Genomic DNA, 21996 nt, shown 5'->3' on the forward strand with positions numbered 1-21996 from the left:
GGCCGACAGCTCGGTTCGGGCGATCTTGGGGCCGCGGCGATAGCCTCGGGGTATGGACGCTGTCACGGTGGTTCCGGTGCCCGCGAACGAGCCGGCGCAGTCGTACGCGCCGGGGACGGCGGGGCGGGAGCGGCTGCGAGCGCGGCTGGCCGAGATCGCGGGGGAGTGTGTCGACGTGCCGCTGCTGATCGGCGGGCAGGAACGGAGCGGGGACGGTGAGCGGCACGGGATCGTGGCGCCGCACCGGCGGTCGCTGGTGCTGGGGACCTACACCGACACCACGCACGAGGAGGCGAGCGACGCGATCGAGGCCGCGGTGCGGGCGGCGCCGCAGTGGCGGGAGATGTCCTTCGACGAGCGGGCCGCGGTCTTCCTGCGCGCCGCCGATCTGATGTCGGGACCGTGGCGCGAGACCGTGGCCGCGGCCACCATGCTCGGGCAGTCCAAGTCGGCGGTGCAGGCCGAGATCGACGCGCCGTGCGAACTGGTCGACTTCTGGCGGTTCAATGTCGCCTACGCGCGCCAGATCCTCGAGGGGCAGCCGCAGTCGGGTCCCGGCGTCTGGAACCGGATGGACTACCGGCCGCTGGAGGGCTTCGTCTACGCGATCACCCCGTTCAATTTCAGTGCCATCGCGGGCAATCTGCCCACCGCGCCCGCGCTGATGGGCAACACGGTGATCTGGAAGCCGTCCTCGTCGCAGACCCTGGCGGCCTGGGTCACGATGCGGATCCTGGTCGCCGCCGGGCTGCCGCCCGGCGTGATCAACCTGGTCACCGGCCACGGCCGCGACCTCTCCGAGATCGCGCTCGCGGACCCGCGCCTGGCCGGCATCCACTTCACCGGCTCGACCAAGACCTTCCGCTACCTGTGGCAGCAGGTCGGCGCCAATATCGCGGGCTACCACAGCTATCCGCGCCTGGTCGGGGAGACCGGCGGCAAGGACTTCATCCTCGCCCATCCCTCCGCGGACCCGGACGCGTTGGCCACGGCCATGATTCGTGGCGCGTTCGAATACCAGGGCCAGAAGTGCTCGGCCGCCTCGCGCGCCTACGTGCCGCGCTCGCTGTGGCGGACGATGGGGGAGAAGTTCCTGGCCACGGTCGAGGAGCTGACCTACGGTGACGTCGCCGACCTCGCGAATTTCGGTGGGGCGCTGATCGATCAGCGCGCCTACGACAAGGGCGTCGCCGCCATCGAGCGCGCCAGGGACGCGGGCCTCACCATCGCCGCGGGCGGCACCTACGACGACAGCGTCGGCTGGTTCGTCCGCCCGACGGTGCTGCTCGCCGACGACCCGCACGACGACGCCTTCCGCACCGAGTACTTCGCGCCCATCCTGTCGGTGTACGTCTACGACGACGACGCGCCCGACGCCTTCGACGTCCTGCTGGCCGAGGTCGACTCGACCTCGCCGTACGCGCTCACCGGCGCGGTCTTCGCCCGCGACCGCGCGGTGATGGAGAAGGCGAGTGCCGCACTGCGCTACGCGGCGGGCAACTTCTACGTCAACGACAAGCCCACCGGCGCGGTGGTCGGCCAGCAGCCCTTCGGCGGTGCCAGGGCCTCCGGCACCGACGACAAGGCGGGCTCCCCGCTGAACCTGCTGCGCTGGGTCGCCCCGCGCGTGCTCAAGGAGACCTTCGTCCCGCCGACCGACTACCGCTACCCGCACATGGACTAGCGCCCGCTGACCAGCTTCAGGATCACCGCGGGCAGCGCGTCGAGCACGTCGGCGGACTGCTCGGCCGGGGTGCCGTAGGTGTGCGCGGCGACCGAGAATCCGGTGCCGAAGGACGCCGACGCCACCTCGGGAGCATCCAGGTCCGACCAGCCCCACTTGCTGCCCTGCACCCCCGGCAGCTGGGCGGTGCCCCAGTTCTGGGGAGTGCCGTCGGCGGCGGTGTTGCTCGCGCCCGACATCCACCCGAAGATCGGCGAGCCGGGATCGGTGCGCTGCTTGGTGACCAGGAACTCGGTGAGATCGGCGGTGCTCGTGCTGGAACGGCCCCAGTCGGCGGTGCCGTGGGTCGCGCGCAGCCCGTATTCGCTCGCCGTGGCCTCGATGGCCTGGGGATACTTGTTCGCCAGCTGGGTGGCGGCGCCGTCGTCGGAGTCGCGGATCATCCGTTCGGCCAGCGCGCGGTCCTCCGGCGCGCCGTCGCCGTGGCGCAGCGCGTAGTCGACGATGTAGAGCTTCGACATCGACAGCGCCGACCGTGTTTCGTGCTCGTTGGCCGTCCCCCAGGCGAATCCGCCGGGAGTCCGCACCGACAGCGCCGTCCGGGACGGCACCGTGGCCGGGTCCTCGTCGGCGTTGGCGGCGGGCGCGCCGATCACCAGACCGGCGGCGGCCGCCGCCACGCACCACATCACTGTTCGCCTGCTCATGAGCGTCCTCCGGTTCTGTGCGACGGCGATCCGATCGTGGGTATGAAACCCGAACGTCGCAGGTCGGCGCGGAAGGCGCGCGGCAGGACCGGTCAGATCAGCGGCTTGCCCCGGCGCTGCCTGCGGCGCATGTCGGCCAGGGTGAGGTTGAACGGGAAGTTGCGGACCACCCGCGGCAGCCTGCCGGTCACCTTGCCGCCTGCGCGCATCAGCCGGTTGAGGGCGCGTTCGTCGCGCTCGGTCCAGGTCATGCCCATCTCGTCGCGGAGGTGGGCGGGGAGCAGGCCGGTGGTGAACCAGCGGTGGAACCGGGCGAACGGCAGCCGCAGGGCCGGGCTGACCATCTTCAGGTCGAGCAGGTCGTCGAAGTAGGCCTTGATCGTGGCGTCGATGTGGGCCTGCGGCAGATGCTCGGTCCAGTAGGCGTCGAAGGCGGCGCGGTCGGCGGGCCACATCTCCTTCGGCACCTGCAAGGTGGTGCCCAGGTGGTGGGCGTATTCGTAGAAGGTGTCGGCGATCTCGTCGTCGGTGGGGCCGTAGATGCGGGCCATCACGTCGACCGCGCCCCAGTACAGACAGGCGGCCACCCACAGCTGGAGTTTCCGGTCGAAGGCGTTGTACTTCACCGGGCTGTCCGCGGTGGAGTGGACGTACTTGTGCGCGCCGTTGATCGCGGTGCGGTAGGCGGCGCGATCGGCGTCGTCGCCCATCAGCGCGACCGACAGATAGGTCAGGGTAGTGCGGGTTCTCTTCACCGGGTGCTTCATGATGCTGCCGCTGTGGACCCGGGATTCCGCGACGCCGTAGCCGACGGGCGCGAGGCTCAGTTGCATGATCACGTTGGCGGTCGCGCCCCAGAAGGCGGTCGAACCGTCGACGTAGTCCCGGATGTCGAATTCCGCCGGTTCGGTGCGACCCGAACGTGCGCGAGCAAGGATGGTCATCGTTGACCCCTTCATCGGTGAGAGAACTATATGACGAATGTCTCATCATGTCGTCGGGGAGTCAACGGACGGCGGCGCGCGACCGCCGAACCGCGCCGCGTTAGCGTGGACGGATGCCTTACGGTCCGCCGCCGCTGCTGCTCGCCTCGCTCGATCCGATCGCCGTCGCCGCCGGTGCCGACATTCCCGACGCCGTCACCATCGATGATGCCACTCTGTCGCGCTCCGATCTGCTGGGTGCGGCGACCTCGGTGGCCGAGCGGATCGCCCGCGCCGACCGGGTCGCGGTGCTGGCCGAACCGACCGTGCGCACCGTGCTCGCCGTCGTCGGCTGCCTGATCGCCGGGGTGACGGTGGTGCCGGTGCCACCCGATTCCGGCGCGGCCGAACTCGAGCACATCCTGCGCGATTCCGGTGCGCAGGCCTGGCTCGGCGCCGCGCCCGAGGGGACCGGGCTGCCGGTGGTGCCGGTGCGGCTGCACGCGCGGTCCTGGCACACCTACCCCGAGCCCGACCCCGCGTCGACGGCCTTCATCCTCTACACCTCCGGCACCACCGGCGCGCCCAAGGGCGTGCTGCTCAGCCGCGCCGCCATCGCCGCCGGTCTCGACGCGCTCGCCGAGGCGTGGGGCTGGACCTGGAAAGACACCCTGGTACACGGGCTTCCGCTGTTCCACGTGCACGGGCTGATCCTCGGCCTGCTCGGCCCGCTGCGGGTCGGCAGCCCGGTGATCCACACCGGCAAGCCGACGGCGCAGGCCTACGCGGCGGCGGGCGGCAGCCTGTACTTCGGCGTGCCGACGGTGTGGTCACGCGTCGTCGAACAGCCCGAGCTGGCACGGCAATTGGGCAAGGCGCGGCTGCTGGTGTCGGGCAGCGCGCCGCTGCCGGTGCCGGTGTTCGAGCAGCTGGCCGAGCTCACCGGGCAGGCGCCGGTGGAGCGCTACGGCATGAGCGAAACCATGATCACGCTGTCCACCCGCGCCGACGGCGAGCGCAGGCCGGGCTGGGTCGGCACGCCCGTGCGCGGGGTCGAAACCCGGCTGCGCGACGAGTCCGACGCCGCGGTCCCGCACGACGGCGAGAGCATCGGCGCGCTCCAGGTGCGCGGGCCGATGCTGTTCGACGGCTATCTCAACCGCCCCGACGCCACCGCCGCGGACTGGACCGAGGACGGCTGGTTCCGCACCGGTGACGTGGCGGTCATCGACCCCGACGGCTTCCACCGCATCGTCGGGCGCGAGTCCATCGACCTCATCAAGTCCGGCGGCTACCGGATCGGCGCCGGCGAGATCGAGACCGCGCTGCTCGGCCATCCGGCGGTCGCCGAGGTCGCCGTGGTCGGCCTGCCCGACGACGATCTGGGCCAGCGCGTCGTCGCCTTCGTCGTCACGCGCGAGGGCGGGTCCGCCGAGCTCGGCGCCGCGCTGATCGCCCATGTGGGCGACCAGGTCTCGGCGCACAAGCGGCCCCGCGAGGTCAGATTCGTCGACACGCTGCCGCGCAACGCCATGGGCAAGGTGCAGAAGAAGCTGCTCGGCTGACTCAGGCCCGTCGGGTGCTGCTGCCGCGGGCGCTCAGCGCCCGGATCGGCCCGATCAGCCGGTGATAGATCGGCCGCACCACCCGACCGGGCAGGTAGCGGTGTCGTTCCTCCGCCCACACCCGGGCGCGGCGGTGCGCCGCGATCGGTGAGAACCGTTCGGGGTCGGGCGGTTCGCTGACGTGGAACTCGATGCGGCACAGGTGTTTCGTGTTCACGAAGCCGTACTGGCTCGGGCTCACCAGCCGGATCGGCGCGCCGTGGTCGCTGTCGAGCGGCTGCCCGTCGAGCCGGTCGGCGATGAGCACGTCCGCGGCCAGGGCGTCGTCGAGCAGGACGATCGACTGGTAGCCGTCCAGCCCGGCGAAGACGACGTGGCTGATGGCCGCGCCCGGCCGCAGCCGCGGCTCGACGACCTCCCGGTAGAACGTGGCGAACGGGATGCCCTCCCAGCGCAGTCCGGTGGCCGACCAGCCCGCGACGCAGTGGAAGTCGGCCAGCTCGGTGCGCCGGGGGAGCTCGGCGAGATCGGCCCGCGAGAGCGAGACCGGCTCGGTGAGCTCGCCGCCGAGTTCGATCGTCGGGTGGGCGGGCACCGGCGGCGGCGGGTGATGGAGGTGGGTACCGAAGCGCGGGAATCCCTCGACCGCGCGCTGACCAGGGGGGAGTGCCATGACGATCCTCCAGATATACGGCTCCGTATACTTGATCAGCGTAGCGGGTCGCCGAGGCGGCGTCGAGGCACTCGAGTCCTACATCACCGTGCGTCCCGACGCGCCCGTCCGACCCGGCCTCACCCCGGAATCCGTACCGCGCCGAGCTTTTCGGGGTTGCGCACGCAGTACACCGCGGTGATGACGCCGTCGGTGACCTCGATGGAGGTCACCTGGTCGAGGACGCCGTCGATCGTCACCGCCACGCCGGGCATCGCGTTGAAGACGCCGACCCGCACGCCCATCTCGCCCAGCCGGTCGCCCTTCTGGAGCAGGCCGATGACGAGCCGGGCCACCTTGTCCGGGCCGAGGACCGGCCTGCGCACCGCGTTGACCACACCGCCGCCGTCGGCGATGTAGACCACGTCGGGGGCGAGCACGTCCATCAGCGCCTGGACGTCGCCGGTGGCCGCCGCGATCGAGAACCGTTCGACCACCGACTGCGCCTCGGCCGGGGTCGCGATCACGGTGTGCCGCTTGGCGTGCACGCGCGCCCTGGCCCGCTGGTTCAGTTGCCGCACCGCGGTCTCGGACTTGCCGACGGCCGCGGCGATCTCGGCGTAGCTGAACGCGAAGACCTCGCGAAGCACGAAGACCGCGCGCTGCACCGGCGTCAGCGTCTCCAGCACGAGCAGCATCGCGGTGGTCACCGCCTCGCCGGTCAGCACGTGCTCGACCCCGCCCTCGGACTCCGCCGCCAGTGGCTCGGGCAGCCAGGGCCCGATGTACTCCTCGCGCCTGCGCGCGGCCGAGCGGAGCACGCCGATCGCCTGCCTGGTGACGATCTGGGCCAGGTAGGCGCGCGGATTGTCGACGCTCGCGTGGTCGACCTCGCGCCAGCGCAGGTAGCTGTCGTGCAGCACGTCCTCGGCGTCGACGACCGAACCGAGGATCTCGTAGGCGATGGAGAACAGCAGCCTGCGGTTCTCGGCGAACTCGTCGGTCACCGGGTCGGGCCCGGCAGCCACACGCTGTTGCCGGTGCGGGCGGCGTAGGCGGCGTAGCGATTGATGCGTTCCTTGACGATCGCGGCGAGACGGCCGCTGACGTGCAGCGGCAGGGCGGTGCCGTCCAGGCGTCCGGTCTGCACGATGCCACCGCGCCTGCCGATGCTCAGTGCCTGGCCGGTGTACCCCATCGAATAGGGCCGTGGCGCACGTCCTTCGATCACCCTGGCCAGGGTATCGGCCGCGTGCGCGCCCTGCGGTGCGGCCGTGGCGCAGGCCATACGCTGACCCGGCACGGCGGCGCAGTCGCCGACGGCGAAGATCCGGGGATCGGTCACACTGCGCAGATACGGGTCGACCAGGGCCTTCCCGTCGGCGTCGACCGCGAGTCCGCTGCGGGCCGCCAGGTCGGGCACGGTCGACACCACCGCCCACAGGGTCAGGTCCGATTCGAGCGGGTCGCCGGAGCGCAGCCACACCGTCGTTGCCTCGATCCGCTCGACCTCGTCGGTGACGATCTCCACGCCCAGCCGGGTCAGCCCCGCCCGCGCGCTGCGCTGTCCGCCGCCGGACAGGCTCGCGCCGAGCTCCGCGCCGATCAGCCGGACCCGCAGGTCCGGCCGGGCGCCGGCGATCTCGGCCGCGGTCTCGATGCCGGTCAGGCCGCCACCGATCACCGTGACGCGGCCGCCCGCCGGGAGGGTGGCGAGGGCGGTGCGCGCCTGCTCGGCGCCCTCCCAGGTGCCCATCGGGATCGAGCCGGGCAGCGGCCGCGCGGTGCTGCCGACCGCGAGGAACAGGTGGTCGAAGCCGAGGGTGGTGCCGTCGTCGAGGGTGACGGCACCGTCGCCGATCTTGTCGACCCCGGCGACCCGCGTCGCGATCCCGGCACCGAGCATCTCGGCGAGCGGGGTCGCCGCCGAGCCGGTCCCGGCGAGTTGCTCGTGCAGCCGCACCCGTTCGACGAAATCCGGTCGTGGATTGATGACCGTGATCCGCGCGTCCCCGGCCTTGCGCGCCAGCCTGTTCGCCGCGACGGTGCCCGCGTACCCTGCCCCGACCACCACGATGTTCATCTCTGTCTCCTGCCGTCGGTTTCTGCGTTCGACCATGTGATGGGGCAGGGACCCGGTTTGTGATGGTGATGCGGGTCACAGTCGCTCGGCGGTGCGGGTCCGGAGACGACGGCGGCCCCGCACTCTCGCGAGTACGGGGCCGCCGGGGAGCTTCGCTCAGTCGTTGGCGTGCAGCGCCGCGTTGAGCTCGATGCCGGTGCCCTTGCGCGGGACGACCTCGACCGCGCCGGTGGTGGAGTTGCGGCGGAACAGCAGGTTGTTCTGGCCGGACAGGGTCGCGGCCTTGACCACGGTGCCGTCGGGGCCGGTGACCTTGGTGCCCGCGGTGACGTAGAGACCCGCCTCGATCACGCAGTCGTCGCCCAGCGAGATGCCGAGACCGGAGTTGGCGCCGAGCAGCGAGCGCTCGCCCACCGAGATCACCTGGGTGCCGCCGCCGGACAGGGTGCCCATGATCGACGCGCCGCCGCCCACGTCGGTGCCGTTGCCGACGACGACGCCGGCCGAGATGCGGCCCTCGACCATCGAATTGCCCAGGGTGCCCGCGTTGAAGTTGACGAAGCCCTCGTGCATGACGGTGGTGCCCGAGGCCAGGTGCGCGCCGAGGCGGACCCGGTCGGCGTCGCCGATCCGGACGCCCGAGGGCACCACGTAGTCGACCAGGCGCGGGAACTTGTCGACGCTGAGCACGGTGACCGGGCCGCGGGCGCGCAGCTTCAGCCGGGTCTGCTCGAAGCCGTCCACCGCGCACGGGCCGTGGTTGGTCCACACCACATTGCTGAGCAGGCCGAACTGGCCGTCCAGGCTCAGGCCGTGCGGCTGCACGAGGCGGTGCGAGAGCAGGTGCAGGCGCAGGTACACGTCGTGCGCGTCGACCGGGGCGGCCGAGAGGTCCGCGATCGTGGTGCGCACCGCGATCACCTCGACGCCACGCGCCGCGTCCATGCCGAGCAGCTCCGCGAACTCGCCCGCCTCGGCGGCGTCGACGCGCTTGGAGCCGGTCTCGGTGAATTCGCCCAGCTCGGGGCTGGGGTACCAGGTGTCGAGGACGGTGCCGTCCGAGGTCACGTTCGCGATACCGACTGCAGTTGCTCCCTGAATGCTCACGGAGTTCATTTTGCCGGTTCCGCGGCGCTTTGTGTCGGCCACCCCCGGGGCGGACGCGGAACGCGGGCGCGCGGACGTCGAACGTCCGCGCACCCGCGCGTCTCACCGGGTCGGATCAGGGCTGGCCGGTGGCGAACGCGATCACGGCGTCCAGGAATTCCTGGCCACCCATCACGTAGCCGCCGATCAGCGCGCCGGCCGGGATGGTGAACAGCCACAGGAACGGGAAGAACGCGCCGATGACCGCGCCGATGACGATGCCGGGCAGGTTCTTGTTGACCTGCTCCATCAGCCGGTCGTAGGAGCTGATGTCCTTCGCGTTCGCGACGCTCTGCAGCTTCGTGGTGTCCTCGGGCGTCATCGCCGCCGCCAGCTTCACGGTGCGGCCGTCCTCGCTGATCTGCGGGGTGACGGCGATCGGCAGCCCGGCGACCTCGGAGCGCAGCGGCGCCTGGTCGACGGTCACGCCGTCCTGGGTGCGCAGCTGCACGGCGGAGCCGTCGGCGGCGACCTCGAACCGGCCGCTGTCGACCGCCCAGGTGATGGTCTTGTCCGCGGGCGACACCGAGGTCGTGTAGTTGATCCCGTGGGTAGTACCGGAAGTCGCGCCCCCCGCAGCCACTACCGCGGGCTGCTCGGTCGCCACGGCGGGCTGACCGTTGGCGGTGGCCGCGGTAATCCCCATCGCGGTGATCGCCAGGAATGCAGCGGTAGTGATCTTTCCGAACTTCATTTCGTGTGAATCCCTCCGTATTCTCGACCGCCCGGAAAAGGCGGCGAACGAACGCTAGCGCGGTGGAATTTCACTGCCGCGCAAGGGGGTTCATCGTCAAACAATCGTAATATTTGCCATTAATTCGCTCGGGTAATGATTATGCCGACACGGGGATTCGGCCGCGTGGTCCGGCGAACCCGCGAGTCGGATCGGCGTCCGTACTACTGTCGAGATGTGACTCTCGATTTGCATGCCGACCCCATTCAGCTGACCGCCGCCCTGGTCGACGTTCCCAGCGTGTCGCGCGACGAGGCCAAGATCGCGGATCTGGTGGAGCAGGCATTACGGGAGCAGGCCACCGGGTTCGAAGTGCTACGGCACGGCAACGTGGTGCTGGCGCGTACCCAGCGCGGGTTGCCGACCCGGGTGATCCTGGCCGGTCACCTCGATACCGTGCCGATCGCCGACAATGTGCCGAGCCGCCCCGACGAGGTCGGCGGCGAGCCGGTGCTGTTCGGTTGCGGCACCGTCGACATGAAGTCCGGCGACGCGGTGTTCCTGCATCTGGCCGCGACCATCGCCGACCCGGCCCACGATCTGACGCTGATCTTCTACGACGGCGAGGAGATCGCCGCCGAATTCAACGGCCTCGGTCATATCGAGCGCGAGCTTCCCGAGTGGCTCGACGGCGACCTGGCCATCCTGGGCGAGCCCTCCGGCGGCTGGATCGAGGCGGGCTGCCAGGGCACGCTGCGGGTCCGGCTGACCACCTCGGGGGTGCGCGCGCACTCGGCCAGGGCCTGGCTGGGCGAGAACGCCATCCACGGTCTCGCGCCGGTGCTGGCGCGGCTGTCGGCCTACACGGCACGCGAGGTCGACATCGACGGCTGCGTGTACCGCGAGGGACTGTCGGCGGTGCGCGTCTCCGGCGGGGTCGCGGGCAATGTGGTGCCCGATGTCGCCGAGGTGGATGTGAACTTCCGTTTCGCGCCCGATCGGACCGTGGAGCAGGCCGTCGCGCATGTGCGTGAGGTCTTCGCCGGACTCGACGTCGAGTTCGTGGTGACCGACTCCTCGCCCGGCGCGCTGCCCGGCCTCACCGCGCCCGCCGCGCGCACCCTGATCGACTCGGTCAACGCCCACGGCGGCGGCGGGGTCCGCGCCAAATACGGCTGGACCGACGTCTCCCGCTTCGCCGCGCGCGGCATCCCCGCGGTCAACTTCGGTCCCGGCGACCCCAATCTCGCGCACAAGCGCGACGAGCACGTGCCGCTGAGCCAGATCACCGCCGTCACCGCGATGCTGCGCACCTACCTGTCAGCCCGCTGACGACTGGTGTTCGACCCGACCCAGTAGCGTGGGGGTATGTCTACCGATTCCGCTGATCAGGCCGGGAAGGTCAAATCCACGGCGAAGTTCCGGGGGCCGGTGATGTTCCGGCGCAATCGCAAGCAGGGCATGCGGACCGCCGACCGGAACCTGCTCGACTCCCGGCAGGACAGCGATTGGGTGCACACCGATCCGTGGCGGGTGCTGCGGATCCAGGCCGAGTTCGTCGAGGGTTTCGGCGCGCTGGCCGAGGTGCCGCCCGCGGTGACCGTCTTCGGTTCGGCGCGTACGCACCGCGACGATCCCGAGTACATCGCGGGCCGGGAGATCGGCGCCGCGCTCTCGCACGCGGGCTTCGCGGTGATCACCGGTGGCGGCCCCGGCGCGATGGAGGCCGCCAACCGTGGATCCTCCGAGGCGGGCGGCTATTCGATCGGGCTCGGCATCGAGCTGCCGTTCGAGCAGGGGCTCAACGAGTGGGTCGACCTGGGCATCAACTTCCGGTACTTCTTCGTCCGCAAGACGATGTTCGTGAAGTACTCGCAGGCCTTCGTCTGTCTGCCCGGCGGTTTCGGCACCCTCGACGAACTGTTCGAGGCCCTGACCCTGGTGCAGACCCGCAAGATCACCCGGTTCCCGATCATCCTGTTCGGCAGCGCCTACTGGTCCGGCCTGGTCGACTGGCTGCGCAACACGATGGCGGTCTCGGGCAAGATCTCCCCGGAGGACCTCGACCTGATCCAGATCACCGACAGTGTCGACGAGGTCGTGCGGATCATCCGCGGCGAGACCGGCGATCACGCCGACATCGAGCGCCTCGGCACCGAGGACCAGTGGTGAGCGCCCCCTACTCCGTCTGCGTCTACTGTTCCGCCAGCACCACCGATCCCGGCCTGATCAGCCTGGCCGCCCGCGTGGGCACCGAGATCGCCCGGCGCGGTTGGCAACTGGTCTCCGGCGGTGGCCACGTGTCGATGATGGGCGCGGTCGCCACCGCGGCCCGCGCGGGTGGGGCACACACCGTCGGCGTGATCCCGAAACACCTGGTGCACAAGGAAGTCGCCGATGTCGACGCGGGTGAACTGCTCGTCACCGACACCATGCGCCAGCGCAAGCAGCTGATGGAGGCGCGCGCCGACGCGTTCCTCGCGCTGCCCGGCGGGGTCGGCACCCTCGAGGAACTGTTCGAGACCTGGACCGGCGGCTACCTCGGCGAACACGCCAAACCCGTGGTGGTGCTGGACGCCGACGACTTCTACGGCGGGCTCTTCCGCTGGATCGACGAACTGTACGAACGCAGAATCGTGACGCAGCAGGCGCGCGACCGCATCACCGTGGTCACCGATCTGCCCGCCGCCTTCGCTGCGCTGGAACCGGCCGCACCGGCCGAGGGCTAGGAGATATTCGACGTGAGCAACGACGCCCGCTCGACCGTCAGCGTGTTCGACCTCGCCAAGGCGCTGCCCGCGATGGCGCTCGACGCGCCGGGCATGCTGCGCAACGCGCGCGGAATGCTGGTGGGGCCCAAGGACAAAGCCTCCATCGGCCTGTACTTCCAGCGGGTCGCGCACCGCAGGCCCGATCGGGTGTTCCTGCGGTTCGAGGGCCGCTCCTACACCTATCGCGCCGCCAACAGCGAGGTCAACCGGTACGCGTCGGTGCTGTCCGCGCGCGGGGTGCGCCGCGGTGACGTGGTCGGCGTGCTGATGACCAACCGGCCCGAGACCCTGTTCACCGTGCTCGCGGTGCTCAAGCTCGGCGGCACCGTCGGCCTGCTCAACTACAACCAGCGCGATCAGGTGCTCGCGCACAGCATCGGCCTGCTCGACAGCGTGCTCACCGTCGTCGGCGCCGAGTGCGACGAGGCGCTGGACTCGCTGCCCGCGCCCGCCGAGAACCTGCTCGCCGCCGAGGAACTGGCCGAATCCGCCCGCACCGCACCGGATGCCGACCCGGCGGTGTGCGCCCAGGTGACCGCGGGCGAACGCGCGTTCCTGATCTTCACCTCCGGCACCACCGGCCTGCCCAAGGCCAGCGTGATGACCCACCACCGCTGGACCAAGAGCATGGCCGGGCTCGGCGGTCTGGGGGTGCGGTTGCGCGCCGAGGACGGCCTGTACTGCTGCCTGCCGCTGTATCACAACAACGCGCTCACGGTCGCGCTGTCGGCGGTGCTGGCGGGCGAGTCGACCTATGTGCTCAGCCGCAAGTTCTCGGCCTCGGGCTTCTGGGACGAGATCGCCCGCGAACGCGCCACCGCGTTCATCTACATCGGCGAACTGTGCCGCTACCTGCTCAATCAGCCGGTGCGCCCGGCCGAGCGGAACAACCGGGTGCGCCTGGCCGTCGGCAACGGGCTGCGGCCGGAGCTGTGGGACGAGTTCCGCCGCCGGTTCGGGATCGGCCGGGTGGTGGAGTTCTACGGGTCGAGCGAGGCGCCGCTGGCGTTCGTCAACGCCTTCGGTCTCGACCGGACCGCCGGCCTGTGCCCGCTGCCCTACGCCGTCGTCGAGTACGACGACGAGACCGGCAAGGCCAAGCGCGGGCGCGACGGCAAGCTGCGCCGGGTGCGCTCGGGCGGTGTCGGCCTGCTGCTGGCCAAGGTGAACGACCGCCAGCCCTTCGACGGCTACACCGACAAGCGGGCCTCGGAGTCCAAGCTGGTCCGCGACGGCTTCAAGCGGGGCGACTGCTGGTTCGACACCGGCGACCTGGTCCGCGACCAGCACTTCTGGCACATCGCCTTCGTCGACCGGCTCGGCGACACCTTCCGCTGGAAGGGCGAGAACGTGGCGACCACCGAGGTGGAGGGCGCGCTCGACCACGACGAGAACATCGAGCAGGCCGTGGTCTACGGCGTCGACATCCCCGGCACCGACGGCAAGGCGGGCATGGCCGCGGTCACCCTGCACCCCGGCACGGAATTCGACGGCAAGTCGCTGGCGGCCACCGTCTACCAGCGCCTGCCGATGTACGCGATCCCGCTGTTCGTCCGCGTGGTGCCCGAACTGGAACAGACCTCGACGTTCAAGAGCCGCAAGGTGGAGCTGCGCAAACAGGGCTACGCCCCCGACAGCGACAGCCGGCTGTACGTCCTGTCGGGCCCGTCCACCGGCTACGTCCCCGCCTACGACGGCTACGCCGCCGACGTCGCGGCCGGTCAAGCGCCTCGGTAGCCCGGGTTCGCCCCGCGACAGCAAGGTAACGTCTGATCTCGCATGAACATGGGTAACTCGTCGGGCACGCCCGAACCCCGACCACACGACCAACCGCCTGCCCGGAGCACAAGCAGTAGCGGCTCCGAGCCGTCGGCAGAAATCGCGGGGAGGCGGACCAGCTCCGAGCCGTCGGCAGAAACCGCGGAGAGGCGGACGAGCCCGACGTTTTGTGGGCGGGCGGTGGCGACCGATCGCGCCCTGGTCATGGCCATCGTGAATCGCACCCCCGATTCGTTCTACGACCGTGGCGCCACGTTCAGCGACGAGGCCGCCATGGACCGGGTGGCGCGGGCGGTCGACGAGGGCGCCGACCTGGTCGATATCGGCGGGGTGAAGGCCGGGCCTGGCGCCACCGTCGACGCGGCCGAGGAAACGCAGCGGGTGGTCCCGTTCGTCGCGGCGATTCGCGCGAAGTATCCCGACCTGTTGATCAGTGTGGACACCTGGCGCGGCGATGTCGCGCGCAGCGCGGTCGAGGCCGGCGCCGATCTCGTCAATGACACCTGGGCGGGCGCCGACCCCGAGCTGGTGCACGTGGCCGCCGAGTTGGGGGCGGGCCTCGTCTGCAGTCATACCGGCGGCGCGATTCCGCGGACGCGCCCGCACCGGGTCCGCTACACCGATGTGGTGGCCGAGGTGACCGCGACGGTGGTCGCCGCGGCGGAGAACGCGGCCGCGGCCGGCGTCCGGCGCGATGGGATCGTGATCGATCCCACGCACGATTTCGGGAAAAACACCTATCACGGGCTCGAGTTGTTGCGCGGAATCGACGGTCTTGTAAAAACCGGATGGCCAGTCTTGATGGCACTGAGCAACAAGGATTTTATCGGGGAGACTTTAGGTGTCGGTCTGACCGAAAGGGTCGAGGGCACATTGGCGGCGACGGCTTGGTCGGCCGCCGCGGGCGCTCGAATCTTCCGGGTCCACGAAGTCGCCGAAACCCGGCGGGTGGTGGACATGATCGCCGCGATCCAGGGCATCCGGCCCCCCGCACGAACTCTGCGAGGTCTGGCATGAAAATCCAACACCGCGAGCCCGCCTGGGCCACTACCCACACCTGGGACACCCCTGACTGGACGGTCGGCGACCTGGTCGCCGCCAAGGCGGGTCGCACCGTCTCGGTGGTGCTGCCCGCGCTGAACGAGGAAGACACCGTCGCCGCGGTGGTGGCCAGTATCCGGCCGCTGCTCGGCACACTCGTCGACGAACTGATCGTGCTCGACTCCGGCTCCACCGACGCCACCGCCGAGCGCGCTCGCGCGGCGGGCGCCGAGGTGATCACCCGCGAGGAAGCCGTGCCCGAGCTGGAGCCGGTCCCGGGCAAGGGCGAGGTGCTGTGGCGCTCGCTGGCCTGCACCACCGGCGACCTCATCGCCTTCGTCGACTCCGACCTGATCGACCCCGACCCCGCCTTCGTGCCCAAGCTGCTCGGCCCGCTGCTGACCATGCCGGGCACCCACCTGTCCAAGGCCTACTACCGCCGTCCGCTGCGCCAGGGCGAGTCCGTCGACGCCAACGGCGGCGGCCGGGTCACCGAACTCGTCGCCCGCCCGCTGCTGGCGGCGCTGCGACCCGAGCTGTCCCAGGTGCTCCAGCCCTTGGGCGGCGAGTACGCGGGCACCCGCGAACTGCTCACCGCCGTCCCGTTCGCCCCCGGCTACGGCGTCGAGATCGGCCTGCTGCTCGACACCTACGACCAGATGGGCATGGACGCCATCACCCAGGTCAACCTGGGCGTGCGCACCCACCGCAACCGCCCGCTGGCCGACCTCGGCGTGATGAGCCGCCAGATCCTCGGCACCGCGCTGGGCCGCAGCGGCGTCATCGACTCCGGTGCCGCCCTCACCCAGTTCCCGATGATCGGCGGCGAATTCATCGCCCACGCCACCGAGGTCTCCCTCGAAGACCGCCCCCCGATGAAAACCCTCCGCCCCGAACAAGTCGCGGCGTAGTCGTCGACCGCACCGGGCGCCCCGTCACCTCGACGGGGCGCCCGTCTGCTGCCGGGCGACGAGCGCGGCGGCGACGGCCAGGACGGTCAGCAGGATCAGCGACAACAGGACCTGGGGGTGCAGGCCCAGGGGTGCCGGGTTGTCGAAGCCGGGGTCCTGAATGGCGGTGCCGGGGAACAGGAATGCGGCGAGCAGGCTCAGCCAGGGGATGGCGAGGAGGGCGCAGGCGGTCAGGAAGCGGGATCGGGTGGTGTCGCGCAGGAGCAGGTACAGGGCGACGGCGCCGAGCAGGATCGACATCACGATGTATTGGGCGTCGTGGAATTTCGCGTGCGGGGGCCAGGCGGCGTTGCCGAGGTGCTGGTCGGCGCTCGCCGGGATGACGAAATCCGCCAGTAGCGCGCCGAAGACGGTGACGAGGGCGACGAGGACGGCGAGCAGCCGTGGGACGGAGCGGGTTGCGGGGGCGGTGGTCGTCATGTCACGAAGGTCCTTGCTGGTGTGCGGGATTCGGTGGGCGGCGCAGGAAGTCGTCGACGACCGCCTGGACGTAGTCGAGGTCGAAGGTGCGGTGGGCGACGAGCCTGCGGAAGAACAGCGGGCCGTGCAGCTGGTCGACGGCCAGGTCGACATCGAGATCGGCGGGCAGATCGCCGCCATCGACCGCCGCGGTCAGGATCGCGCGCACCACCCGGGTGCCCGACCGGTACAGCGACTCCTTGACCGCCGCGAATGCCGGGTCGACGGCGGCTCTTTCGATCAGCACCCGCATCGCCTGCTCGCTGGCGGGCTCGTGCAGCATCGCGCGGGTGCCCGCCAGCTGGGTCAGCAGGTCGGCGCGCAGGTCACCGGTCGGCGCTGCCTGGGCCGAGGTGATGTGCCAGGTGATGGTGGCGCGCACCAGCTCGGTCGGCTCCGGCCACAGGCGGTACAGCGTGGCCCGGCTGATCCCGCTGCGCGCCGCGACCGCGCTGTGCGTCAGCCCGGCCAGGCCCTGCTCCACGAGGAGTTCCCTGGCCGAGACCAGCGCGGCCTCGCGACTGCGCACGGTCCGGGGATCGGGTGGGCGCACAGAACCTCCTGTGAGACAAACTGTTTCAAATCTATGAAACAGACTGTATCGAAGTTCGGGCGGCAAGAACAGAGGCGGGCGTCGATTCGGGTCAGGGACGGTGGATCGGGCCGTCGAGATCTGCCAGCGGCCGGACCGACGCACCACCACGCTCGGCGAGGATCTGCGCCAGCACGGAGATCGCGGTCTCCTCGGGGGTGTGCGCGGCCAGGTCGAGCCCGAGTGGGCTACGCACACGGGCGATCTCGGCCGTGGTGAGCCCCGCCTCGCGCAGGCGCGCGGTGCGGTCGGCGTGGGCGCGGCGGGAACCGAGCGCGCCGACGAAGGCGACGGCGGGCAGCCGCAGCGCGCTCGCCAGCATCGGGACGTCGAACTTGGCGTCGTGGGTGAGCACGCAGACGACCGTGCGCTCGTCGACCCGGCCCGCTCGCCGCTCCGCGTCCAGGTACCGGTGCGGCCAGTCGACGACCACCGCGTCGGCCGCGGGGAAACGGACCGGGGTGGTGAAGGTTTCGCGGGCGTCGACCACGGTGACGTGATACCCGAGCTGGGCCGCCGCCACGGTGAGCGCCCTGGTGTAGTCGTTGGCCCCGGCCAGGATCAGCCGCGCGGGGGAGCGGAAGACCTGGACGAAGGCGCGCGGCCGGGTGGCGGCGGCCGGGGTGCAGTCCTGGGCGCCGACGAGACCGCTGTGACCCCCGGCCAGCAGCGCGGCCGCGTCCCGGTCGAGGTCGCGCCACGGCTCGACCCGGCCGGGGTGCAGCAGCCTGCGGTCCGGCGTCGCCTCGAGGGTGGTGGCGTAGGCGATCGGTTCGTGTGCCGCGAGCGCGGTGACGAGTGCGTGGACCAGGAGGAGGTCGGTCGCGTCGAGGCGTTCGACGAAGACCTCGATCTCACCGCCGCAGGGGAGGCCGACGGCGAACTCGTCGGCCGCGGCGAAGCGCTCGGTGCTCGCGTGGCCGTCGCGCAGGACCTGGCGCGCGGTGGTGACGACCGCGGCCTCCACGCATCCGCCGGACAGCGACCCGAGCACCCGCCCGTCGGCGGCGACCGCCATCGCGGCGCCGGTGTCGCGGGGTCCCGGCCCGGTCCGATCGATGATCCTGGCCAGCGCGACGGGCTGCTCGGCCAGCAGCGCGAGGATTTCTCCGAACAACTCACGCATCGCCCACCGGCCTCTCCACGGCCACCGATTCGCCCGTTGTGACCGTGCTGACCAGCCTAGCTATCGCGCAGCATCGGCGCGCGGCGAGCGGAGCTCAGTCGAGGATCTCGCGGTGCTGCAGGTCGCCGGGGATCGCGGCGTCGTGGAAGAACGCGCGGAAGACCTCCGCCGCGCGTTCGGCGGTGAAGACCTCTTCGGGATAGACGTAGGTGTCGTCGTCTCCGTGCGGCAGGTAGACCGTCGGCAGGCCGAGCCTGCCGCCGGGGAAACCGAGGGTGTAGCGGCGGGTGACGTGGTCGATCGTCATGCGTAGCTGGAGGGTCATCGCGTCGGCCGAGCCCGCGCAGCGCAGCGCGAGATCGCCGCGGGCGCCACTCACCGCCGTGGTGACCTCTGTGGCGGGCATCGGCTCGGGCAGCACGGTCAGATCGAGCGCGTAGCGCTGCCTGCCGTCCATCCGGCGCAACGGGCGCAGGAAGCTGTCCACGTCCTCGTGCGGGCCGATGAAGACCTTCAGGCGGTCGCTGTAGGTGAGGCGATGGGTCGCGACGATGACGTCGGCGGCGGTCGACTCGGCCTCGAAGGGCGGGACGGGTCGGGGATCCTGGGTGCCTGCCGTCCGCACGGGCAGGACCCGGCACGCGCTGGCCTCGGGAGACGAGAACATGTGACGCTCACCTACTCACATTCGGTTACTCGCTAGCAATCTAAACATCGTCGTCGTTCTGTGCTGCATAACAATAGCGTGATGCAGATCACAAAGTGAGCTTAGTTTAGATCTAACTATGGACGAACCCGGGTCGTAGCCAACCTGGGGTCGGTTTCGTGGCGATAAACCGGGGTGAGCAGGTCGGCATCCACGGGTTCGCCGGAGGTGCGGTCGTATCTGACCGCGATGAGGACCGAGAACAGGTGGCTGCTGGCGCGTTCGTGCAGGGTGGCGAGCCGGGTGGCCAGCAATCGGATCGCACCCAGCGAGCCGGGCGGATGCAGGCCGTCGATCAGCATGACGCTGCCGCGCCGGTCGGGACGGGGCAGCCGGGCCAGGTAGGCGATGTCGTGTGGTTCGGTGCCGCCGGGCCGGTAGACGCGGCGCGCGGCCCGGTCCTCGATGCCGCGCCGGGTGTCGCCCGCGCGGGTGACGGTCCGGCGCAGCCGTGGATCGGCCACGACCAGCTGGCGCAGGCTGGGCGACAGCTCGGGGCCGCCGAGGATCACCAGGCCGTCGCGATTGAGGTCGACCGGCCTGCCGGGCAGGAAGGTCTCCACGTTCGCCACGAAGCCCAGCTGGCGCAGCAGCTCGGCCAGCCGCTGGGCCGCGGCGGGATCGGGGGCCCCGAGTAGCCGTCCGGCGCGCACCTCGGGCGCGAGCACGGTCAGCGAGCCGTGCCCGAAGAACAGGCCCTCGGGGACCGGTCCCTGGGTGCTCACCTGATGGATGCGCGCACGCGAGAGGCCGGCGGCGGCGCCGATCCGGGCGAACGTCCAGCCCTCGGCATGGAGTTCGCGGATCACGGCGCGCCTGATCCTGGTGAGTTCGTTGATGGTCTGCTGGGCAGCCGCCACCCCGTCGGTGGCTGCTTTGAGTCTCTCGACCTTGTCCTCGATCGCGAAGACTCGTGCCACGTCATCGGCCGACATGTGCGAAGTCTAGACAGCTCGACAGCATTCCGTGTCTATATCGGTTGACATCGAACTGTATTGCGGCACAAGGGCTATCCTGCCCGACTTGTCCGCTATCACAATATTTCGAGGTGAGCGCGGCTGTGTTCGGGCTGCGCGACCCCGGGGCAAATGCCGACCGTGCGGTGTGATCCGACGATCTAGGTGGCGTCCAGGTCGATCGGCGGGCGCTCGTTGTGCCCGAGCGGCTTGGCGAGCGAGGGCGCGGACGACCCCGATCCACCCGGCATCCCGCTGCTCGTGCCGAACAGTTGCTGCTTGTCGGGCACCGCGGTCTCCAGCTCGCGCAGCACCGAATCGTCACCGCCCAGCAGATGCTTGGTGACGGCGGCGCGCGGGCTCATGGTGCGCAGCTCGTTCAGCTCGGCCAGCGGCTTGCGCAGCTCGTCGAACTCCGGCCCCAGCTCTTCCTTGAGCTGCGAGGTGGCGCCGCTGGCGTAGTCGCGCACCTGGCGCAGGGAACGCGTGGTCCAGCGGACCGCGCCGGGGAGGCGCTCCGGGCCGAGGATTACGAGGGCGGCGACGAGCAGGATCATCATCTCGCTCCACCCGATGTTGCTGAACACGCCGTCCAGGCTACCTGGACGGCGCGGTCGCGGCTCAGTCGGATTCGAGGGTGACCGGGACGTCCACCTGCCTGCCATCCCGGATCAACTGCACGTTCACCGTCTCCCCGATCTTGCGCGCCTGGACGGCGACGACCAGCTCGTCCGGTCCGGTGACCTCACGGTCGCCGATCTTCACGATGACATCCCCCTCGACGATGCCCGCCTTGGCGGCCGGGCTGCCGGGGGCCACGTCGGCGACGGCGGCACCGCTCATCACCTCGTTGGCGACGGTCTTGGTGCGCGCGCTCAGGCCGATCACCGGGTGGTGCATCTGGCCGTCGCGGATCAGCGTCTGCGCGACGGTCTGCATCACGTCGACCGGGATGGCGAAGCCGAGGCCCACCGAACCGCCGGTCTCGCTGCGGATGGCGGTGTTGATGCCGATCACCCGGCCCTGCATGTCGACCAGCGCGCCACCGGAGTTACCGGGGTTGATCGCGGCATCGGTCTGCACGGCGTCGATGACGGCGTTGGTGTCGCTGCCCTCGCCCGCCAGTTTCACCGGGCGGTGCTGGGCGCTGACGATGCCGGAGGTGACGGTCTTGCTCAGGCCCAGCGGCGAACCGACCGCCAGCACGTCGTCGCCGACCTGCACGTCCGAGGACTTGCCGAGATTGGCCACCGTCAGGTTCTTGGCCTCCACCTTCAGCACGGCCAGGTCGGTCTTGGGATCGCGGCCGACGATCTTGGCCGGGACCCGGGTGCCGTCGGAGAACTGCACCTGGATGGCGGCGCGGTCGGACTTGTCGGTCGCGGCCATCGAGATCACGTGGTTGTTGGTGACCACGTAGCCGGCGCCGTCGATGACCACGCCGGAGCCGGTCGCGCCGTTGTCGCCGACGGTGACCCGGATGGAGACCACCGAGGGCAGCACCGCGTTGGCCACCGCGGCGATCCGGCTGTGCGGCTCCTCGATGCCCGCGGTCTGGTCCAGGGTGACCTTGCGGGAGGTCAGCGTCGACGCGGTCTCGGCGGTGATCCGCCCGACCAGTCCGCCGAGGACGGCGATGCCGAGCGCGAGCACGGCCAGCAGGGCCAGGGCCTTGGGGGCGACCCGAGAGCCGAAGAGCACCTCGCGGGCGGTCAACTTGGCGGCGACGGGCAGGCGCTCGGGTTCGGGGGTCTCTACCGCCGGTGCGCCGAGGCGCGCGGCGGCGGCGGGATCACGCCAGGGATCGACCGGCCCGGCGACGACGGTACGCGGCTCGTCGGAGCCCGGTTCGCGCTGCAGCAGCTCGTCGGAGCCCTCGGGACGAGAGAACGCCTCGGCCAGCACGCCGTCCGGCGGGCGCTGGCTGACCAGCTGATCGGCGTCGGCGGCCGGACCCGTCCGCTGCGGGTCGTGCGGTGCGAACGAGCCGGTCTGGCCGTTCGGGCGACGGAACGCGTGCGCGGTATGACTGTCGATGTGCGGCCGGTACACCGGACGCGGGCCGAGGTTCGGCGCGTCCGACGGCCGCAGGTTCCCCCGGTCGGCCGCCGAATCCGCGTGTTCGGTCGATCCGGAATTCGTCGATTCGCCTGTCACGCCCG

General features: G+C 70.7%; 22 protein-coding genes. 8 read left to right on the forward strand and 14 right to left on the reverse strand.

The genetic code is table 11. From position 1 onward, the window contains the following. Nucleotides 1-52 precede the first annotated feature (52 nt). Nucleotides 53-1684 (forward strand): L-glutamate gamma-semialdehyde dehydrogenase, encoded by a 1632-nt coding sequence (pruA, locus tag ACFVW6_RS05935; protein ID WP_378823316.1) that lies wholly within the window; start codon nucleotides 53-55, stop codon nucleotides 1682-1684. Here pruA and ACFVW6_RS05940 read toward each other — a convergent pair. Next, on the reverse strand, nucleotides 1681-2391 hold the full coding sequence (locus tag ACFVW6_RS05940) for a hypothetical protein (protein ID WP_355276379.1): 711 nt from the start codon (nucleotides 2389-2391) through the stop codon (nucleotides 1681-1683). The two genes, pruA and ACFVW6_RS05940, sit on opposite strands and share 4 nt — an antisense overlap. 92 nt (nucleotides 2392-2483) lie before the next feature. Next, complete coding sequence (locus ACFVW6_RS05945; RefSeq protein ID WP_378823315.1) at nucleotides 2484-3335, reverse strand: oxygenase MpaB family protein; 852 nt, start codon at nucleotides 3333-3335, stop codon at nucleotides 2484-2486. A 113-nt stretch (nucleotides 3336-3448) separates the two neighbouring features. Between ACFVW6_RS05945 and ACFVW6_RS05950 the strand changes: the two genes are divergently transcribed. Then, on the forward strand, nucleotides 3449-4879 hold the full coding sequence (locus tag ACFVW6_RS05950) for an acyl-CoA synthetase (RefSeq protein WP_378823313.1): 1431 nt from the start codon (nucleotides 3449-3451) through the stop codon (nucleotides 4877-4879). Nucleotide 4880: 1 nt separating this feature from the next. Here the strand turns inward: ACFVW6_RS05950 and ACFVW6_RS05955 are convergent, their stop codons facing one another. The 5 genes from ACFVW6_RS05955 to ACFVW6_RS05975 form a co-directional block, all read right to left on the reverse strand. Further along, nucleotides 4881-5552, reverse strand: a complete 672-nt coding sequence (locus ACFVW6_RS05955) for a molybdopterin-dependent oxidoreductase (RefSeq protein WP_378823311.1) — start codon at nucleotides 5550-5552, stop codon at nucleotides 4881-4883. 119 nt (nucleotides 5553-5671) lie between these two features. Beyond that, nucleotides 5672-6559 carry an RNA polymerase sigma-70 factor gene (locus ACFVW6_RS05960; protein ID WP_378823309.1) on the reverse strand — a complete coding sequence of 296 codons (888 nt, stop codon included), beginning with the start codon at nucleotides 6557-6559 and terminating at the stop codon, nucleotides 5672-5674. Next, nucleotides 6535-7614 carry an NAD(P)/FAD-dependent oxidoreductase gene (locus tag ACFVW6_RS05965; protein WP_378823308.1) on the reverse strand — a complete coding sequence of 360 codons (1080 nt, stop codon included), beginning with the start codon at nucleotides 7612-7614 and terminating at the stop codon, nucleotides 6535-6537. The genes ACFVW6_RS05960 and ACFVW6_RS05965 overlap by 25 nt, the downstream gene beginning before the upstream one ends. Before the next feature lie 156 nt (nucleotides 7615-7770). Then, complete coding sequence (dapD, locus tag ACFVW6_RS05970) at nucleotides 7771-8721, reverse strand: 2,3,4,5-tetrahydropyridine-2,6-dicarboxylate N-succinyltransferase (protein WP_378823306.1); 951 nt, start codon at nucleotides 8719-8721, stop codon at nucleotides 7771-7773. 115 nt (nucleotides 8722-8836) lie between these two features. Further along, nucleotides 8837-9406 carry a hypothetical protein gene (locus ACFVW6_RS05975; protein ID WP_378823304.1) on the reverse strand — a complete coding sequence of 190 codons (570 nt, stop codon included), beginning with the start codon at nucleotides 9404-9406 and terminating at the stop codon, nucleotides 8837-8839. 264 nt (nucleotides 9407-9670) lie between these two features. Between ACFVW6_RS05975 and dapE the strand changes: the two genes are divergently transcribed. From dapE to ACFVW6_RS06005, 6 genes are read left to right on the forward strand one after another with little or no spacing between them, the layout of a single operon-like run. After that, a complete protein-coding gene (gene dapE, locus ACFVW6_RS05980) occupies nucleotides 9671-10765 on the forward strand; it encodes a succinyl-diaminopimelate desuccinylase (protein WP_378823302.1) in 1095 nt (364 codons plus the stop codon). A gap of 36 nt (nucleotides 10766-10801) precedes the next feature. Then, the gene (locus tag ACFVW6_RS05985) at nucleotides 10802-11605 is read left to right on the forward strand and encodes a TIGR00730 family Rossman fold protein (protein ID WP_378823300.1); all 804 of its coding nucleotides are present in this window, start codon (nucleotides 10802-10804) and stop codon (nucleotides 11603-11605) included. Beyond that, the gene (locus ACFVW6_RS05990) at nucleotides 11602-12162 is read left to right on the forward strand and encodes a TIGR00730 family Rossman fold protein (RefSeq protein ID WP_355276364.1); all 561 of its coding nucleotides are present in this window, start codon (nucleotides 11602-11604) and stop codon (nucleotides 12160-12162) included. Before ACFVW6_RS05985 ends, ACFVW6_RS05990 begins: the two co-directional genes overlap by 4 nt. Nucleotides 12163-12174: 12 nt before the next feature. Next, the gene (locus ACFVW6_RS05995; RefSeq protein WP_378823298.1) at nucleotides 12175-13941 is read left to right on the forward strand and encodes a long-chain-acyl-CoA synthetase; all 1767 of its coding nucleotides are present in this window, start codon (nucleotides 12175-12177) and stop codon (nucleotides 13939-13941) included. Nucleotides 13942-13989: 48 nt separating this feature from the next. After that, nucleotides 13990-15000 carry a dihydropteroate synthase gene (gene folP / locus ACFVW6_RS06000; protein WP_378825554.1) on the forward strand — a complete coding sequence of 337 codons (1011 nt, stop codon included), beginning with the start codon at nucleotides 13990-13992 and terminating at the stop codon, nucleotides 14998-15000. Next, on the forward strand, nucleotides 14997-15935 hold the full coding sequence (locus ACFVW6_RS06005; protein WP_378823296.1) for a glucosyl-3-phosphoglycerate synthase: 939 nt from the start codon (nucleotides 14997-14999) through the stop codon (nucleotides 15933-15935). The genes folP and ACFVW6_RS06005 overlap by 4 nt, the downstream gene beginning before the upstream one ends. Nucleotides 15936-15959: 24 nt before the next feature. Here ACFVW6_RS06005 and ACFVW6_RS06010 read toward each other — a convergent pair whose 3' ends face one another. From ACFVW6_RS06010 to ACFVW6_RS06040, 7 genes are all read right to left on the reverse strand, one after another. After that, the gene (locus tag ACFVW6_RS06010) at nucleotides 15960-16415 is read right to left on the reverse strand and encodes a DUF6640 family protein (protein ID WP_378823293.1); all 456 of its coding nucleotides are present in this window, start codon (nucleotides 16413-16415) and stop codon (nucleotides 15960-15962) included. A gap of 1 nt (nucleotide 16416) precedes the next feature. Next, nucleotides 16417-17007 (reverse strand): TetR/AcrR family transcriptional regulator, encoded by a 591-nt coding sequence (locus ACFVW6_RS06015; RefSeq protein WP_378823291.1) that lies wholly within the window; start codon nucleotides 17005-17007, stop codon nucleotides 16417-16419. A 91-nt stretch (nucleotides 17008-17098) separates the two neighbouring features. Further along, the gene (locus tag ACFVW6_RS06020; protein ID WP_378823290.1) at nucleotides 17099-18172 is read right to left on the reverse strand and encodes an XdhC family protein; all 1074 of its coding nucleotides are present in this window, start codon (nucleotides 18170-18172) and stop codon (nucleotides 17099-17101) included. A 94-nt stretch (nucleotides 18173-18266) separates the two neighbouring features. Further along, nucleotides 18267-18839 carry a hypothetical protein gene (locus tag ACFVW6_RS06025; RefSeq protein ID WP_355276354.1) on the reverse strand — a complete coding sequence of 191 codons (573 nt, stop codon included), beginning with the start codon at nucleotides 18837-18839 and terminating at the stop codon, nucleotides 18267-18269. A 116-nt stretch (nucleotides 18840-18955) separates the two neighbouring features. Further along, nucleotides 18956-19813 (reverse strand): hypothetical protein, encoded by an 858-nt coding sequence (locus ACFVW6_RS06030; RefSeq protein ID WP_378823287.1) that lies wholly within the window; start codon nucleotides 19811-19813, stop codon nucleotides 18956-18958. Between the two features lie 182 nt (nucleotides 19814-19995). Beyond that, nucleotides 19996-20421 carry a Sec-independent protein translocase protein TatB gene (gene tatB / locus ACFVW6_RS06035; protein ID WP_378823285.1) on the reverse strand — a complete coding sequence of 142 codons (426 nt, stop codon included), beginning with the start codon at nucleotides 20419-20421 and terminating at the stop codon, nucleotides 19996-19998. A 34-nt stretch (nucleotides 20422-20455) separates the two neighbouring features. After that, the gene (locus tag ACFVW6_RS06040) at nucleotides 20456-21991 is read right to left on the reverse strand and encodes a S1C family serine protease (RefSeq protein WP_378823283.1); all 1536 of its coding nucleotides are present in this window, start codon (nucleotides 21989-21991) and stop codon (nucleotides 20456-20458) included. Nucleotides 21992-21996: the final 5 nt, after the last annotated feature.

The sequence above is a fragment of the Nocardia sp. NPDC058244 genome (genome assembly GCF_042882065.1).
Taxonomy (GTDB): domain Bacteria; phylum Actinomycetota; class Actinomycetes; order Mycobacteriales; family Mycobacteriaceae; genus Nocardia.